We start from the raw sequence: 16376 nt of genomic DNA, 5'->3' as shown, positions 1-16376 counted from the left end.
CCTTCTCCTGGAGAAGAGCTGGTGATGCGTGACCATAGATGCAAACATACCCGTCAGTTAGCATTATGTTCATTCTCTTGGCTGTCACGACCTAACTCGTCACCAAATATCAGCCAAGTGGTGATGAACAAGGCGGCAATAATTGGTCCCAAGACAAAACCATTGATGCCAAATACAATGATGCCGCCTAGCGTTGATAGCAGGATTAAATAATCAGGCATTTTTGTGTCTCTGCCAACCAATATGGGTCTAAGTATATTGTCAACCAAACCAATGACTAGCGCACCAAAGGTAGTAAGAATGACTGCATCAATGATATTGCCAGAGGCAAATAGATAAATTGCTACAGGCCCCCAAATCAAACCTGCGCCTACGACAGGGATCATGGATAGCAATGTCATCACAACACCCCATATAATGGGACCTTGAATGCCTAAAGCGGCAAAAATTCCTCCACCCAGCACCCCTTGTAACACTGCGACTGCAAAGTTACCCTTTATCGTTGCTCTGGCCACTTCGGAGAATTTGGCAAGCATCAGCCTTTCTCGATTGTTACCTAGTGGCAGGGCATCAATAATGCGTTCCACTAAATGCTGACCATCTCTTATCATGAAAAATGCGACATAAAGCATGACACAAATATCAAGAACAAATGTGAATGCTCCTTGCCCTACAGTGAGTGCATGTTGTGCTATGTAGCGAGTTATAAAAACGGCAGCATTGGTTAACTGGTTTCTTACTTCATCATAGTCTATCCCCAGCGAGCTCATAATGTTTTGTAATGCAGGAAAGGACGACTTGATGGTATCCAGATACTCACCAAAGTTTATTTTTCCATCTTGCATTGTTTGATAAAGACTATTGATTTCGTTAACAAACGACCAGCCGATAAAAAGTACGGGTACGACAAGCCCAATGACACACAGGAGAAGGGTTAGCAGCGATGCCCAATTTTTTCCTAGTTTAAGTTTTTTACTGATTATCTCTTTTATTGGCAAGAACATCACGCCAATGATACAGGCCCAAAAGATAGCAGAAAAAAATGGTAGTAACATCCATACAAAAAAGCCACTAATAATGGCAAGTGTAAGTATGAATGATCTGTTTTCTAGTGATGCAATCATTTATGAATCCCTATTATTGCAAGCTAAAGACGAGCAGTAACGTACCTAAAGCTAAACGATAAGCAACAAATGGCAGCATACCTACACTCTCTATTACTTTCAAAAAATAATGAATGCAAAGATATGCTGAAACAAAACTTATCATAATGCCAATCAATAGCTCCCCCATTTCTATTTGGATTGGACTCATCAATAGCTGCCATCCTAAATACAAACCAGCAAGTGTAATTATTGGAATTGATAAGAGAAATGAAAATGTAGCAGCTGTTCTACGGTCAAAGCCCAGTAATAACGCCATTGTCATGGTAATTCCAGAACGGGATGTGCCTGGTATCAAGGCAACTGATTGTGCTAAACCAATCTTCAGTGCATCCTTGATGCTAATATCCTTTGTTTCTTTAGATAAAGTAGACTTACGATCCGCGTACCATAGCAGTAATCCGAAAATAATCGTGGTTATTGATATCACCAGAGTGGAGCGCGCACTGCTTTCAATCACCCCCTTTCCTAAAAGACCAATGAGTGCAGCCGGAATGGTTGCTAAAATTAATAGCCAGGCAAGACGGCCTTGCTCCGTTTTCTTGCCGGTCAATGACAGTCGCCAGCCAAGCAGGATGGCACTAATGTCGGTGCGAAAATAAATTACAACCGCAGACAGAGTACCCACATGCACCGCGACATCAAATGCCAACCCTTGATCTTGCCATCCGAAAATTTTGGCTGGCAATATTAAGTGAGCTGAACTGGAGATAGGTAGAAACTCTGTTAGCCCTTGAATCAAGGCAAGAAATGCTGATTGTAAAAAGTCCATTATATAAATATACCTCTATTTTTATGGCAAAATTTATCACTCTTCCCGCATGAATGCCAAGGCAACTTTTCTTGAAACAACCCATATTGTTCATGTTACATTCATATAGTGCCTGGGGGCGCTTCAGGGCAATCGGCACCCTCAATTAAACAAAAATTAAAAAAATAATATAAATCAAAGCAACCCATTGAAATAAAGGTGTTTTTTGCTCTGCTGGGTACTTAAATACCCATTGCATTTTGGCCCTGAAAGTCGTTAAAATCTTGTCAATTCAAACCATGCAAGGTCAATTTCAGTTTTATGAGTTTACTTATAGCATTTGCTGTATTGTCTATTGGTGTTTCCTTTATATGCTCCATCTTGGAGGCAGCACTCCTCTCGATCACCCCTAGTTACATAGCCCAACTGAAGCTATCAAATCCCAAGCTCTATGAGCGTATGCGCCTGTTAAAGGATAGGATAGATCAGCCATTGGCTGCGATTTTGACTCTTAATACAGTTGCTCACACCGTTGGCGCCACAGGCGTTGGTGCTCAAGTGACGATTGTCTTTGGGGATGGCTATCTGGGGATCGCATCTGCTGTTATGACTGTGTTGATTCTTGTGCTATCAGAAATAATGCCTAAGTCCATTGGTGCTCGCCATTGGCGCGCATTGGCGCCGGTATTGCCTGGATTGTTGAATGGGATGATTTTCTTGCTGAAACCCTTTATCTGGGTTTCTGATCAGATTATGAAAGTGTTTGGTGGTCACACCCCGGAACATGACATACGACAAGAGATCAAGGCGCTTTCTATTCTTGGTCGTGAGCTGAATAAACTTGATGAAGATGAGCAGCGTACTATTGCAAATATCCTGGACCTTCATGAAACCAGTGTACGGGACATTATGACTCCGCGCACTGTGTGCCAGATTGTTACTCCAGAGATGACAGTTGCTGATTTTGCCAATCATGCTCATGCCAGTCGCTTTTCTCGTTATCCTGTGATTGATAAAGATGAAAATCCGTTGGGATTGGTATTCCGTTATGATGTGATAAATGCAGACCACACAGAGACGGTATCAAGTCTAATGAAGCCGGTCACGATCGTGACCGACAAGGTCAATGTGGAAAGCGTCATGAGTCAGTTTATGCAAGAGAGACAGCACATGTTTCTTGTATATGACGAATACGGTACCTGGCTGGGATTGGTTACTATGGAAGATGTCATCGAAACTATTATTGGCAAGCCAATTATGGATGAAACCGATGAAATCCCCAACATGAGACGGTTTGCCAAGCGTCGCTGGCAACACAGAATGAAGAATATCACGGAAGATTAATGGTTTTTTGAAAGCCCAGAATATCTCACCAACTTGTATCATTTCATAGGTTATATGTTTTTTATGGAAAGAGTTTTTGAAAAACTGATGTATTCTTCACGTTGGATCATGGCACCGATTTACCTTGGTTTGAGTTTGGTGTTGCTGGCATTGGGTGTGAAATTTTTTCAGGAAATATTACACGTTCTGCCAAATATTTTGGAAATCCGTGAAGTTGACCTTGTGCTGGTGACCTTGTCGCTTATTGATATCGCATTGGTAGGCGGATTGATCGTAATGGTCATGTTCTCAGGATATGAAAACTTTGTTTCTCGACTGGATGTTGGTGACAGTGATGACAAGTTGGGATGGCTTGGGAAACTGGATGCTGGCTCCCTGAAAAACAAGGTTGCCGCCTCTATTGTGGCCATATCATCTATTCATCTTTTGAAGGTGTTCATGAATACCGAGAACATTCCAAATGATAAAATTAAATGGTATTTACTTATTCATATTACCTTTGTGTTGTCAGCATTTGCCATGGGGTACTTGGATAAAATAACCCGAGGAAAATAATGGTTGCTGCTGGGGGGATGAGATTTTGCACCCTTGTCGGGCCTGTTTTTGATCACTCATAGTTGGCTCGAGTGGATAAACAAAAAGCCAGTCAGGGTCACTGACTGGCTTTTTTATTGGCGCCTGCCGGGCAGGTGCCATCACGGACTGCGGACTTAGTCTATCAGGCTGGCCCAGAGGTCGTATTCGTCCGCTTCATCGATGCGGACCTTGACCAGATCGCCGGGCTTCAGATCGGTTTCACCATTCAGGTAGACCAGACCGTCAATCTCGGGGGCATCGGCGAAGGAGCGGCCGGTGGCACCCTCTTCGTCCACCTCGTCGATCAGCACCGTCATCTCTTTGCCGACCCGGCGAGCCAGCTTGCGGATGGAGACCTGCTGCTGCAGCTCCATGAAACGCTGGAAGCGCTCTTCCTGAACCTCTTCCGGTACCGGATCCGGCAGCTCGTTGGCTTTGGCGCCTTCGACCGGGCTGTATTTGAAGCAGCCGACCCTGTCCAGCTCCGCCTTGTCGATGAAGTCCAGCAGCATCTGGAACTCTTCTTCGGTCTCGCCAGGGAAGCCGACGATGAAGGTGGAGCGCAGGGTGATCTCGGGGCAGATCTCGCGCCACTTCTGGATCCGCTCCAAGGTGCGCTCAACGGTACCCGGGCGCTTCATCAACTTGAGGATGCGCGGGCTGGCGTGTTGCAACGGTATGTCGAGGTAGGGCAGCACCTTGCCATCGCGCATCAGCGGTATGACGTCATCCACGTGCGGGTAGGGGTAGACATAGTGCAGGCGTACCCAGATGTCGAGCTTGGCCAGCTCCTCGCACAGGGCGACCATGCTGGTCTTGACCGGCATGCCGTCGTAGAAACCGGTGCGGTGCTTGACGTCGACGCCGTAGGCGGAGGTGTCCTGGGAGATCACCAGTATCTCTTTGACGCCGGCTTCTTTAAGGCGCTTGGCCTCTGCCAGCACCTCGCCGATGGGGCGGCTCACCAGATCCCCGCGCATGGAGGGGATGATGCAGAAGGTGCAGCGGTGGTTGCAGCCTTCGGAAATCTTCAGATAGGCGTAGTGGCGTGGAGTCAGTTTGACGCCGTGGGCCGGCACCAGGCTGGTGAAGGGGTTATGGGTCGGTTTGGCCACGTATTTGTGGACGTGGCCCAGCACCTCTTCATAGGCGTGGGGGCCAGTGATCTCGAGCACCTTGGGGTGGATCTCGCGGATCTGGTTCTCTTTGGCGCCAAGGCAGCCGGTGACGATCACCTTGCCGTTTTCGGCGAGGGCTTCGCCGATCGCTTCCAGCGACTCTTGCACCGCGCTGTCGATAAAGCCGCAGGTGTTGACCACCACCAGCTCCGCATCGTCATAGCTGGGCACCACATCGTACCCTTCGGTACGCAGCTGGGTCAGGATGCGCTCGGAATCGACTAGGTTTTTGGGGCAACCCAAGGAGACGAATCCTACTTTGGGGGCCTGTTTTGTGTTGGACATCGCTCAATCACTCTTAGGTGGCTCTCTTATAAGGGCGCGGATTTTACCGGAATGGCTAACCAAAAACTATACAGCCAGCACGGTAGAACGGAACAATATCTCTGGCAGAGGCAGATTCCCCTATACAGTACCCAAGTACTGCGCCAGCCAGGCTACCCCTTTTGGGTACGTCTCGGCAGGGCCAGCCGAATCGTCGACCCGCTCACATCTTGTTGAGTTTTCAGTTAACGAGATGGGGGGCTGCTGATGGGCGTCACTATACTCCCAACAGGCACACCAGCAGGGAGGACGGGATGGAAAGCTCATTTGGCGAGAGAATGCAGCATGTGCATGCCACGCTCAGGCAGCGCTTTGACAAGTTGAGCCGGGTGGCCATCGCTATCTATGACCCGCATACGGACAGGCTCAAGACCTTTGCCCACAGCACAGAGGGGAGCTCTCCTCTGGTGCAGTACGAGGTCAAACTGAGCGAGGTGCCCTCCCTGCGCTATCTGGCGGAACATAAACAGCCCAGGGTGCTCGACAGTCTGGACTCCCTGCTGGGGTCGAGCTCGGAGCACAGCCGCAAGCTGCTGGCGGCGGGGTATGAGTCCAGCTACACGGAGCCGCTGCTGTTCAACAGCAAGTTGTTCGGTTTTCTGTTTTGCGATGCCAGGGAGCCCGGTTATTTCGATGCACCCATTCGCACCGAGCTGGCGACCTATGCCCAGATGCTGGCAGCCATCATAGCCGTTGAGTTTTTCTCCATTCAGACCCTGAGTGGCGCCCTCACCACGGCGCGGGAGTTCAGCCGTTATCGGGATGAGGAGACCGCCAACCACCTGCGCCGGATGTCGGCCTACTCCCGGCTGATCGCCCGCTCTGTGGCGACGCGCCATTCGCTGAGTGACGAGGAGGTGGAGTTTATCTACCTCTTCTCCGAGCTGCACGACATCGGCAAGATTGCGGTGCCCGATGCCATTCTGCTCAAGCCGGGCAAGCTGACACCTGAGGAGTTCGAAATCATGAAGATCCACCCCGGCAAGGGGCGGGAGATGATTGCCCTGATGATCAGCGAGTTTGGCCTCGATGGCATTCATCACACCGACATGTTGAAAAACATCATCGCCTGCCATCATGAGCGTTTTGACGGCACAGGTTATCCACAAGGGCTGGTGGGGGAAGACATTGCTCTGGAAGCCCGCATCGTTGCGGTGGCGGATGTGTTCGATGCCCTTACCAGCGAGCGTCCTTACAAACAGGCCTGGACGTTCGAGGCGGCTTTTCTCTACCTCGAAGATCATGCCGGCAGCCAGTTTGACCCCGTCTGTGTGGAAGCTGCGCTTCGCAACAAGGAGGCGTTTCGCACCATACATCAGCAGTATCAGGAGCCCGCAAACAGCCCGGTCGGCAGCGATCTTTCGAGACCTGGCCGCGGTTCAAGCCACTGATGTCAGTAATTTGCCCCAGTCTCGCCGGTTCTCACATTTCTTATTTGGGCCCTGGTTCGCTTATCTGGTAAAGGTGATCGGCGCAGGCGCTCGCGCAGCCACAGGGACGCACCGCTTTATCCGCGCGCTTTTGCGCCAGCCTGTACTGGCGCCACCAGAGCAGGCAGCCCATGGCGACGATCAGCACAAAGGCGGCCAGTATGGTGATCAGCAGCAGTGACATGAGTTTGCCTCCTTGGTGTTGTGGCACCCTGTGTTCCCTTCGCCGCAGCAGCCTCCCTGACAAGGGGGACGCTCAGCGCCGTCATGGCCATCGCGTTTGATGGCGTGGATGACGGGTTTGCCAGCATGGCGCTGTGACCTGCGGCCCTGGCTTGGCTCGGTCAGAGGTTGCAAATTGCCTTCAGCCAGCAGTGCCGGCCACGGCAGTCGCGCCGAGCGACACTGCACCACCTGCATGCCGCCGGTCAACAAGCGTCCCAGCATCCGCTCACCGATATTGCGTACTACTACCTGGTTGACCTGATGAGCCTTGAGGGTGACCAGCAGCGCCTGTTTGCCGCCACAACCCTCACCGGCTGCCGGGTTGGGCAGGGTGGCGAGCACAGTGCCCTCGGGGCTGACTATTTGCAGCTGTTCGGCGCGGGTAAAGTGACTGGCCAGTTGGCCCCGGGTCAGCATGACGGCGCGGTTGGCTGCTGGCGCCATCATCAGGCCATGTTCTGTATTCATAGGGATATGTCTCCACTGGTATCGGGGTCGCTCGCCTGCATCATCAAGGCTTTGCCCTGGCTCAGACAGTCCACCACCTTGTAGCGGGCTTTTTTAAGGATGTTGGCCAGGGTCTGACGAGAGACCCCCATCACGACGGCGGCCTCCTGTTGCTGCATGCCTTCCAGGTCCACCAGGCGCAGTGCCTCGAATTCGTCGGCAGCGAGGGCGACCTGTTCCAGCTGGTGCATGGGGCGGCCATTGGGTTTGAAGCAACTGTTGGCGGGGCGGCCACAGATCTGGCGGGCAATCTTGGGTCTGGGCATAAGCACTCCTATTTGGCATATGCCACTTATACGCCGGACAATCAGGGTATGCAAATGAATAAAACATGTGTTTTCATTGCATATCAGGGATGAAGGCCCTGTTACAGTGCGCTGGTCGCAAGATGGTTGGGTCTGGCTGTGCAACGATTCGTGCTCGTTCCCGGGAGGGACGAGCTGCTTGTCTCACGCATGTTAATCGTACGTATCTTGCTGAAATAATGAGTTATTGATGAAAATTCAAGGTGAATGACATGAACAAGGCGATGGCCACCAAGGTGTTTGAATCCCTCTCCTCCGGTATTCGGCTCGATGTCTGGCGTCTGCTGGTGAAAGCGGGCCTGGAGGGACGAGTGGCCGGGGAGCTTTCCAGCAGTCTCGATATCGCCCCCAACACGCTGTCATTTCACCTCAAGGCCATGTTGCACGCCGGCTTGCTGTCGGTGGAGCAAGAGGGTCGCTTCCTGCGTTATCGCGCCAACATCCCTCTCATGCTGGCATTGATAGGCTACCTTACGGAGGAGTGCTGCGCCGGTCACCCCGAGGCATGCGGCATGATGCGTGCCGAGTCCAGTTGTTCCCCTCATGTTCTGCCTGCCAACGCCTGCTGCGACAAAGGATAACGCCAGCGCCGTCATGGGGGAACTGACCCTTTCAACCAGGCTTGCCGGGCATCGCGGATACCGGATTGGGTGCTCAGGTGTTCATATGAGGTCAGGCCGTGCGTCATCCACTGACTGGTGTTGTGGGCCTCACACTTATCCGGCGGTCCCTTATTCTGCTACTGTGAGGGTCAGCTCATCACAGATGGTGGAGAACCCATGAAGATTCGATTCTTGGTATTGGCAACGACATTGGCGCTGGCCTCGACCCCCATCCTGGCCGATTGGGCCAAGGTAAAGGAGGCCGCCGCCGACCTCGGCACGGCTGTGAGCGACACCAGCAAGGAGGCGTGGCGGAGCGTGACCGATTTCTCCAAGGCGACCTGGGCGTCTGTCTCCCAGTGGGGGGCGGAGGCGTTCAATATTGCAGGGGCCTGGACCGACAAGAGCATAGCAACCGGCAAGGAGTGGCTGGTGGTAGCCGACAAGAAGCTCGACGAGATGCGTGAGCCCAAGACGGCGTCAGAAGCGCGACTCGCCCTCGATACCATGGCCGACACAGCCCTGGTGAGGCTGTTCAACGAACAACCCTCAGCCAAGTTGCTGTTTGACCAGGCGTATGGCTATGCGGTGTTCGATTCACGCAAGTTCTCCCTGATGTTGCAAACCAATCAGGGGGCTGGGGTGGCGATCAATCGCGGCAGCGACCAGCACACCTACATGAAAATGCTGGGCGCTGGCCTCTCGGCCGGCCTTGGCGGCAAGTTCTACCAGCAGGTGATCCTGTTTGAAGACAAGGCCAGGTTCGATGCCTTCGTGACCAAGGGCTGGGAGGCGACCTCAGAGGTGGGGGCGGTAGCGGGCAAGGAGAGCGCCGGGCTCACCGCCAAGTACAATGGCGGCATGGCCATCTATCAGATCGGCGAGACGGGGCTGCTGCTCGATGCCAGCATCTCGGGATCCAAGTACTGGGTGGACAAGGATCTGACTGAAAAAAGCCGATAATCGAGTCGTTATCAGCTGGTCACAGCAGGTAATGGTTTTGCCATGACCTATTCATGAAGGCCCGCATAGTGGGCCTTTTTCCGCTCTCTGGATTAGAGGGCCTGATAGACCCGTTTGCCTTTGAACATGGTCCACAGCACTTTGGTCTCCTTGATCTGTTCGCTCGCCACCTGCTCCAGATTGCGATCCAGCAATACCAGATCAGCACTCTTGCCTACGCTGATCGATCCTGTCTGTTTCTCCTGTCCAATCACCTTGGCGGCGTTGAGCGTGTAAGCCTGCAAGATAGCCTGGCGGCTGATCTGCTCGCTGGCGGGGGGCAGCAAGCCAAGTTCGCCCTGGCGGGTGATCGCGGTATATATCGCAAGGAAGGGGTTGGGGCTGGATACCGGCCAGTCACTGGCACCGGCGAGAATGGCGCCGCTTTGCAGCAGGCTGCCTGCCGGATAGAGACGGGACAGCAGGGCAGGGGGCACTTTCCCCTCCAGCAGCATGGTGGTCGCCACGTTTTTCCCGGCCCACAACAGTTGCATTGAGGCGGCCACATTGAGTGGTTTGAAGCGGGCAATGCTGGCCGGGCTCACCACTTCCAGATGGGTGATGCTGTGCAGCAGGTGGCGATCTTCATTGTGGGCCCGTGCATAGGCGATGGCATCGAGGGATTCACGGACGGCGCGATCGCCGATGGCGTGGAAATGAGCGATCAGTTGATGGGCGTCCGCCGTGCGGATCAGCTCGTTGAAGCGCTGCTTGTCCAGATCGTCTTTGCCGCTGTAACCGGGGCGGTTGAGATAAGGCTCGCTCAACTTGGCTGTCTGGGATGGAAACTCGATGACTCCATCTTGCAGGATCTTGATCCCCACCAGTTTGACATCTGGGGCATCTTGGAACTGCCGCTGGAGCGCCAGGACGTCATCAATGATGGCGGGCGATGCGTGGATCCCCACCAGTGCCAGCGCGGATACATGCCCGGTCAGCTTGCCTTCCCGGGAGAGCATGCTGTATGCCGGCAACAGGCCGGTGTCACGGCGATCCGGCTCGGCGTTGAAGATGGGCGCGAGGGGGCGAATATTGCTGATAGGGTCCATCCAGGCGGTAATGCCCACCTGATTAAGTTGCTTGGCAGCAGTCATGATGGCATTGGCAATCGTCTCGTCGCTGACGGGGGGCAGCGCCTTGAGGATGGCATCCCAGCCGCCTTCCGAGGCAAAGCCATTCAGCTTGCCGGATGGGGTGAGGTCAAAATTGCCTTTCAATGGGGCATAGCGACCGGCAAGGGACTCGCCATCAATGCCTGCTTTGCGCAGCATGGCCTGATTGGCCCAACCTGTGTGGGCATCCGATCCGGCCAACACTACGGGGATTTGCCGGTATTGCGGGCCATTGAACACCTGATCGAGCAGGGGTAACTGATGCCAGTAATCGAGCGAGACATTGCTGTATAGCTGCACGTCACCGAGTGTCAGACGGGGGTCATCCTGGCTGCTGGTCAGAAATTGTTGCAGTTGCTTAACCTGACTCATGGCATCGGGAAAGTTAACCGTCATGGCCTGAAATCCGGCAAAGGCCGCATGCACATGACTGTCGATGAGTCCCGGCATCAGATACTTTCCTTTCAGATCAATCTGGTTGGCATGGCTGCCGAGCCGGGCACTGACCTCCTGGTAACTGCCGACCGCCACGATCTTTTTACCTTCAATACCGACCGCCTCCGGGTGAGGGTTCGCCGGATCGCCGCTGTAGATGGTGCCGCCAAAGATCAGGGTCTGGCTCTGTGACTGGGCATTGGCTGCCATCGGAAGGCTCACCAGCAGGCTGGCAAGAAACAGCGTTTTGACATTCATGGGCATGACTCCGTCGCTTCGGCGCCCGAAGGCACCGAAGAGGGTGAATGGAAATGGGGTATCGGCTTATGGGTTGATAAGCGGGATACAGATATCAAACACGTAATGATCCCGGTCGGGGTCAGTGCCCGCATGGTATTGCTCGTAACACGGACGGTCGTCGCAGCTCAGCCCTTTGCTCACCAGCCAGCCAAACGCCATCTCCCAAGTGGTGACCAGTTGATCGCCGCGAGCGATAAACTGGCATACCGCATAGGGGCCAGCGGCGATGGTCTGGGTGGTTAACTGGCGCCCTGCGTGGATCTCGGGATCCAGCTCAATGCAGACGTCAGTACGGCAGCGCGTCTCATCGGTGATGTCAGGAATATCCCAATAGAGACTCAAGGTGCCTGCCGGTGTCATCGCCTCGTCTGACGCGAACAGTGCGAGTAAATCCCGATGGGCTTGCTCGCAGGTCTCCTTGCCATAAGGACCCATGCGGCGCATGTATGCAACGCGCCGGGCGGGCATCTGCTTGACGCTCGCCCCCTGCAGCAGACCCTGGTGTTCAGTGACCGGGTGCATGACCAGGCCATCATAGGTTTCAAAGGGAAGGGGATCGTTTCCAATCTTGCTTTTCCAGTTTCCCCCTTGTTGCTGGCGGTATTCCGAGGGGCTCATGGCGAAGTGCAGGCGAAAGGCTTTGGCGAAATTCTGGGAGCTGGAGAACCCGGCTGCGATCGCAAGGGTGGTGATATCGCTCTGCGGTGCGGCCAGCAAGCGACGGGCCGCACGTTCCATGCGCAGGCGCCGGGTAAAGCCGGCGATAGTCTCTCCGACCATCGTCTTGAAAATACGGTGAAAGTGAAAGGTGGAGATGGCGGCCGCCGTTGCGACCTCATCCAGACTGGGATTGTCATCCAGATGCTGGCTTATGTAGTCCATCGCCTTGAACACAGGTTTGCGATAATCCAGAGATGACTCCTTGCCAACCATCAAAAGTGGGCGTCAACACCGGATTTAATCAGAGCCATCAGTCCTTGTCGAATCCGCCCGCTCTGGTCTGGCCACGCATCCTCACGCCACTCCTAACGCATTGGCACTCTAATTGCTTGTTGGATGCCAGCGTCAATGATTTGTCTGGGGATGAGATATGGAAATTAGTGCAAGCAGCCTGATGCAAGAGATGCAGGCTCTCAAGGTTGAAGCTGGCGCCACGCCGCTGACTCAGCCCGGTCGTCAGGTCACCTCTGACTTTGGTCAGTTGCTGCAGCAGGCGCTCGGCAACGTCAACGAACTGCAAGGCGCCGCCAATGATCTGCGCACCCGTTTCGATATGGGTGACAAGTCAGTGGATCTGTCCGATGTGATGATCGCCGGCCAGAAATCCTCTATCGCCTTCGAGGCAACGGTGCAGGTGCGCAACAAGATGGTCGATGCCTACAAGACCATCATGAACATGCCGGTATAAGAGATTACTGAATATCATGCACATGTCAGCAATAAGGACATAAATCGTGGCTACTGACCAAAATGGCGAACTGCTGATCAACGAGGAGAGCTCCGCTGCCCTCGATGAGAACGAGCAAAAGAGTTCAGCTCTCGGCTTCCTGTCCAACACGGATGTGCTGCGGCAAATTACCCTGATCCTGGGGCTGGCCATCTGTCTGGCGATCGCCGTTTTCATCCTGTTGTGGGGCAAGGAGCCGGACATGCGTCCCCTTGGCACCTATAGCACCCAGGAGCTGGTCAAGACCCTTGACTACCTTGACGCCCAGAAGATCCCCTATGAGGTGGATGGCAAGAGCGTGCTGGTCAGCGCCGAAAAATATGCCGATATCCGCCTGCGCCTGACCCGCGCCGGCCTTGCCACCAATACCGATGCCAGCAACGATGGCGAGTCCATCCTGCTCAAGGATTCCAGCTTTGGCGTCAGCCAGCGGATGGAGACGGAGCGCCTCAAGTTAAGCCGCGAGCGCCAGCTGGCGAGCGCCATCGAGCAGTTCCAGAACGTGGCCAAGGCCCAGGTGCTGCTGGCCATTCCCAAGGACAACGTATTTGCCCGCAACGAGCGCAAACCCAGTGCGACCGTGGTGCTGAGCCTCAAGGGCAATGCCCTTGGTCAGGGGGAAGTGGATTCCATCGTCGACATGGTCGCCTCCGCCGTACATGGCCTGGAGCCGACCCGTGTCACTGTGACCGATCAGAACGGTCGCCTGCTCAATTCCGGTTCGCAAGATCCTGTCTCTGCCCAGACCCGCAAGGAGTTTGCGATGCAGCAGAAGCAGGAAGTGGAATACAAACAAAAAATTGACGCCATCCTGATACCCGTACTGGGCGCCGACAATTATACGGCGGAGGTTGACCTCTCTCTTGACTTCTCCCAGCAGGAGCAGACACGCAAGACCTATAACCCGGACCTGCCAGCCGTGCGTTCCGAGATGACGCTGGAAGAGAACAGTGCCAGCGGCAGCAACGGCGGTGTGCCGGGTGCTCTCACCAATCAGCCACCCGCAGCCTCGAATATTCCCGAGGAAGCCGCAGGCGGGGATGGCGGAGCCGCCTCTTCCTCCGGTCGTTCCCGCAAGGAAGCAACCCGCAACTTCGAACTGGATACCACCGTCAGTCATATTCGTCGCCAGATGGGGGGCATTCGCCGCATGACAGTCTCGGTAGCCGTGGATTACAAGTCCATCGCCGGTGCCGATGGCGCCGTCACCCGTGAGGCCCGTTCCCAGGCCGAACTCGATACCCTGCGTCGTCTGTTGAGCGGCGGGCTTGGCTTTGATGTGACCCGCGGTGATACTCTGGAAGTGGTCGCCATTCCGTTCAACCGGCCCGAGCTTGAAAATGTGGCCGACGCGCCCATCTACGAGCAACCCTGGTTCTGGCGTGCGGTGCGCATAGCAGCGTCAGTGCTGGTGATTATCGTATTGATTGTCACAGTGGTACGCCCCATGCTCAAGCGTCTGCTTTACCCGGATGCACGACCGGAAGGGGACCTGGATCTGGACAACAGCATAGTGCTGGGTGGGGATGACGAGCTCAGTCTGCTGGCCGCTCAGGCCGAGTCCGAGCCGGTATTCGGGGTACGTGACGGCCATTTGAAACTGCCGGATCTGCACCGTGACGAGGATTTGCTCAAGGCGGTACGTGCGCTGGTGGCGAACGAACCGGATCTGGCCGCACAGGTCATTAAAGAATGGGTAAGCAACAAAGATGCCTGAAGAAATTAAGACCCAAGTCACCGGTAATGACATTACCGAGGGACAGCGCCTGATCCTGGATCAGATGAGCGGGATGGAGATGGCGGCCGTATTGATGCTGAGCCTCAATGAAGAGGATGCTGCCCAGATCTTCCGTCACCTCGAGCCCAAGCAGGTACAGCGACTCGGTATGTCGATGGCCTCTATGTCTGACTTCAGCCACGATCGGGTGGCGGCGGTGCATCGTCAATTCATCGACGATATCCAGAAGTACACCAACATCGGCATCGGCAGCGAAGACTTCGTGCGCAAGGCGCTGGTGGCGGCACTTGGCGAAGACAAAGCCAGCAACCTGGTGGATCAAATCATATTGGGTTCAGGCTCCCGCGGCCTCGACTCCCTCAAGTGGATGGATGCACGCCAGGTGGCCAGCATCATCCTGAACGAACACCCGCAGATCCAGACAATCGTATTGTCCTATCTGGAGCCTGAGCAGTCGGCCGAGATCCTGAGCCAGTTCCCGGAGCAGGTGCGCCTGGATCTGGTGATGCGGATCGCCAACCTGGAAGAGGTGCAACCGGCGGCGTTGCAAGAGTTGAACGACATCATGGAGAAACAGTTCGCCGGTGCGGCGGGTGCCCAGGCAGCCAAGATGGGCGGCCTGAAGGCGGCAGCCAACATCATGAACTACCTGGATACCAACATCGAAGGCCAGCTAATGGACTCCATCCGCGAGTCGGACGAAGAGATGAGCCAGCAGATCCAGGATTTGATGTTCGTGTTCGAGAACCTCATCGATGTGGACGACCGCGGCATTCAGACCATGCTGCGGGAAGTGCCGGGCGAGCTGCTGCAACGGGCGCTCAAGGGCTCGGACGATCAGATGCGCGAGAAGATTTTCAAGAACATGTCCAAGCGGGCTGCCGAGATGTTGGCGGACGATCTGGAGGCCATGGGGCCAATCCGGGTCTCCGAGGTGGAAGCTGCCCAGAAAGAGATCCTCTCCATCGCCCGCCGTCTGGCGGATGCAGGCGAGATCATGCTGGGTGCCGGTGGTGGCGAGGAGTTCCTCTAAACCATGAACCATCAAGTGTTCGGTTTCGTTGGCCCGTATCTGACCGTGGCGAGGGGCGCATTTAAAGCATGAACAACAAGCTGCGTGGTTATGTTCGCCCTGACGGGGATGATACCCGGGTCGAGGCATGGGGTTGGCCGGAGATGGAAGTCGAGGCTGCGGTCGAGACCAATGCACTGGGTTATTCTCCCGACTGGTATCAGCAGGAAGAAGAAGTGCCGGTGGAAGAACCGGTTCCCGAACCCACCCCCAGCATAACGGCAGAAGAGCTGGAAGCCATCCGCCAGGCCGCCTGGGATGAAGGCATGGCCGAAGGTCAGGCCACCGGATTCGCCAAGGGACTGGAGGAGGGCAAGCTGGAAGGCTTGCAACAAGGCCACCAGGCCGGGCTCGAGCAGGGCAAGGAGGAGGGGCTGGCTCTGGCCCGCGAGCAGGTGGAACAGCAGATGGCCCATTGGCAGTCGCTGATCGACCGCCTTGCCAATCCTCTCCATGAGCTGGATCAGGCGGTGGAGCAGCAGCTCATCTCGCTGGTGATGCAACTGGCCCGCACCCTCATGCGGCATGAGGCAGAGACTTCGCCCCGTATCCTGCTGGAAGCGCTCAAGCAGGGGCTGGCCTTGTTGCCTGCCGCCGAGCAGGGCGTCACCCTGATGCTGCATCCCGATGACATTGCCCGGGTCGAGCAGGCGTTCGGGGTGGAAGAGTGCGCCAAGCGTCACTGGCGGTTGCAAAGCGATCCCACTCTCTCCCCCGGTGATCTGCAACTGGCGAACGAGCTTTCCAGCGTCGATTTGACCCTGCAGGGGCGTATCGATCAGCTGCTGCGCAGCTTCTTGCGAGACAATGCGTCTCGGGACTTGCCGAATAATTGACACCGGGCTGGCGCTAGCGGGCCCGGTTG

General features: G+C 55.0%; 17 protein-coding genes. 9 read left to right on the top strand and 8 right to left on the bottom strand.

The features are described 5' to 3' along the window. Nucleotides 1-53: 53 nt before the first annotated feature. On the bottom strand, nt 54-1124 hold the full coding sequence (locus tag AACX78_RS16470) for an AI-2E family transporter (RefSeq protein WP_159166837.1): 1071 nt from the start codon (nt 1122-1124) through the stop codon (nt 54-56). Between the two features lie 13 nt (nt 1125-1137). Then, the gene (locus AACX78_RS16465) at nt 1138-1935 is read right to left on the bottom strand and encodes an undecaprenyl-diphosphate phosphatase (RefSeq protein WP_159166836.1); all 798 of its coding nucleotides are present in this window, start codon (nt 1933-1935) and stop codon (nt 1138-1140) included. A 300-nt stretch (nt 1936-2235) separates the two neighbouring features. Between AACX78_RS16465 and AACX78_RS16460 the strand changes: the two genes are divergently transcribed. Further along, complete coding sequence (locus tag AACX78_RS16460) at nt 2236-3258, top strand: CNNM domain-containing protein (RefSeq protein WP_059112912.1); 1023 nt, start codon at nt 2236-2238, stop codon at nt 3256-3258. Nucleotides 3259-3321: 63 nt separating this feature from the next. Further along, a complete protein-coding gene (locus tag AACX78_RS16455) occupies nt 3322-3813 on the top strand; it encodes a TIGR00645 family protein (protein WP_021138427.1) in 492 nt (163 codons plus the stop codon). 155 nt (nt 3814-3968) lie between these two features. Here AACX78_RS16455 and rimO read toward each other — a convergent pair whose 3' ends face one another. After that, the gene (rimO, locus tag AACX78_RS16450) at nt 3969-5297 is read right to left on the bottom strand and encodes a 30S ribosomal protein S12 methylthiotransferase RimO (RefSeq protein ID WP_021138428.1); all 1329 of its coding nucleotides are present in this window, start codon (nt 5295-5297) and stop codon (nt 3969-3971) included. A 293-nt stretch (nt 5298-5590) separates the two neighbouring features. Between rimO and AACX78_RS16445 the strand changes: the two genes are divergently transcribed. Continuing rightward, entirely contained in the window at nt 5591-6727 is a 1137-nt protein-coding gene (locus AACX78_RS16445; RefSeq protein WP_159166835.1) for an HD-GYP domain-containing protein, read from the top strand. 40 nt (nt 6728-6767) lie between these two features. On the opposite strand, the gene AACX78_RS16440 is transcribed toward AACX78_RS16445, so the two are convergent. The 3 genes from AACX78_RS16440 to AACX78_RS16430 are packed head-to-tail and all read right to left on the bottom strand — an operon-like array spanning nt 6768 to nt 7764. Next, entirely contained in the window at nt 6768-6950 is a 183-nt protein-coding gene (locus tag AACX78_RS16440; RefSeq protein ID WP_159166834.1) for a hypothetical protein, read from the bottom strand. After that, nucleotides 6935-7459 carry a NifB/NifX family molybdenum-iron cluster-binding protein gene (locus AACX78_RS16435; protein WP_021138431.1) on the bottom strand — a complete coding sequence of 175 codons (525 nt, stop codon included), beginning with the start codon at nt 7457-7459 and terminating at the stop codon, nt 6935-6937. The genes AACX78_RS16440 and AACX78_RS16435 overlap by 16 nt, the downstream gene beginning before the upstream one ends. Further along, the gene (locus AACX78_RS16430; protein WP_059112917.1) at nt 7456-7764 is read right to left on the bottom strand and encodes a DUF134 domain-containing protein; all 309 of its coding nucleotides are present in this window, start codon (nt 7762-7764) and stop codon (nt 7456-7458) included. The genes AACX78_RS16435 and AACX78_RS16430 overlap by 4 nt, the downstream gene beginning before the upstream one ends. 251 nt (nt 7765-8015) lie before the next feature. On the opposite strand from AACX78_RS16430, the gene AACX78_RS16425 reads away from it, so the two are divergent. Further along, complete coding sequence (locus AACX78_RS16425; protein WP_021138432.1) at nt 8016-8384, top strand: ArsR/SmtB family transcription factor; 369 nt, start codon at nt 8016-8018, stop codon at nt 8382-8384. Between the two features lie 198 nt (nt 8385-8582). Beyond that, nucleotides 8583-9368 (top strand): beta cell expansion factor BefA, encoded by a 786-nt coding sequence (gene befA / locus AACX78_RS16420; RefSeq protein ID WP_159166833.1) that lies wholly within the window; start codon nt 8583-8585, stop codon nt 9366-9368. A gap of 92 nt (nt 9369-9460) precedes the next feature. Here the strand turns inward: befA and AACX78_RS16415 are convergent, their stop codons facing one another. Next, nucleotides 9461-11212 (bottom strand): amidohydrolase, encoded by a 1752-nt coding sequence (locus tag AACX78_RS16415; RefSeq protein ID WP_159166832.1) that lies wholly within the window; start codon nt 11210-11212, stop codon nt 9461-9463. A gap of 66 nt (nt 11213-11278) precedes the next feature. Further along, nucleotides 11279-12187, bottom strand: coding sequence for an AraC family transcriptional regulator (locus AACX78_RS16410; RefSeq protein WP_159166831.1), 909 nt, complete (start codon nt 12185-12187; stop codon nt 11279-11281). A gap of 157 nt (nt 12188-12344) precedes the next feature. On the opposite strand from AACX78_RS16410, the gene fliE reads away from it, so the two are divergent. The 4 genes from fliE (at nt 12345) to fliH (ending at nt 16347) form a co-directional block, all read left to right on the top strand. After that, nucleotides 12345-12662 (top strand): flagellar hook-basal body complex protein FliE, encoded by a 318-nt coding sequence (gene fliE, locus AACX78_RS16405; protein ID WP_011898507.1) that lies wholly within the window; start codon nt 12345-12347, stop codon nt 12660-12662. Between the two features lie 46 nt (nt 12663-12708). Further along, nucleotides 12709-14418 (top strand): flagellar basal-body MS-ring/collar protein FliF, encoded by a 1710-nt coding sequence (gene fliF, locus AACX78_RS16400; protein ID WP_005319335.1) that lies wholly within the window; start codon nt 12709-12711, stop codon nt 14416-14418. Beyond that, the gene (fliG, locus tag AACX78_RS16395) at nt 14411-15472 is read left to right on the top strand and encodes a flagellar motor switch protein FliG (RefSeq protein WP_017412370.1); all 1062 of its coding nucleotides are present in this window, start codon (nt 14411-14413) and stop codon (nt 15470-15472) included. The genes fliF and fliG overlap by 8 nt, the downstream gene beginning before the upstream one ends. Before the next feature lie 68 nt (nt 15473-15540). Next, a complete protein-coding gene (gene fliH / locus AACX78_RS16390; protein ID WP_159166830.1) occupies nt 15541-16347 on the top strand; it encodes a flagellar assembly protein FliH in 807 nt (268 codons plus the stop codon). Nucleotides 16348-16376: the final 29 nt, after the last annotated feature.

Origin of the sequence: Aeromonas sp. 9A (assembly GCF_963900955.1) — a bacterium.
GTDB lineage: Bacteria > Pseudomonadota > Gammaproteobacteria > Enterobacterales > Aeromonadaceae > Aeromonas > Aeromonas salmonicida.
The sequence above is the reverse complement of the archived record's forward strand: the minus strand, read 5'-3'. Positions and strand labels throughout refer to the sequence as shown.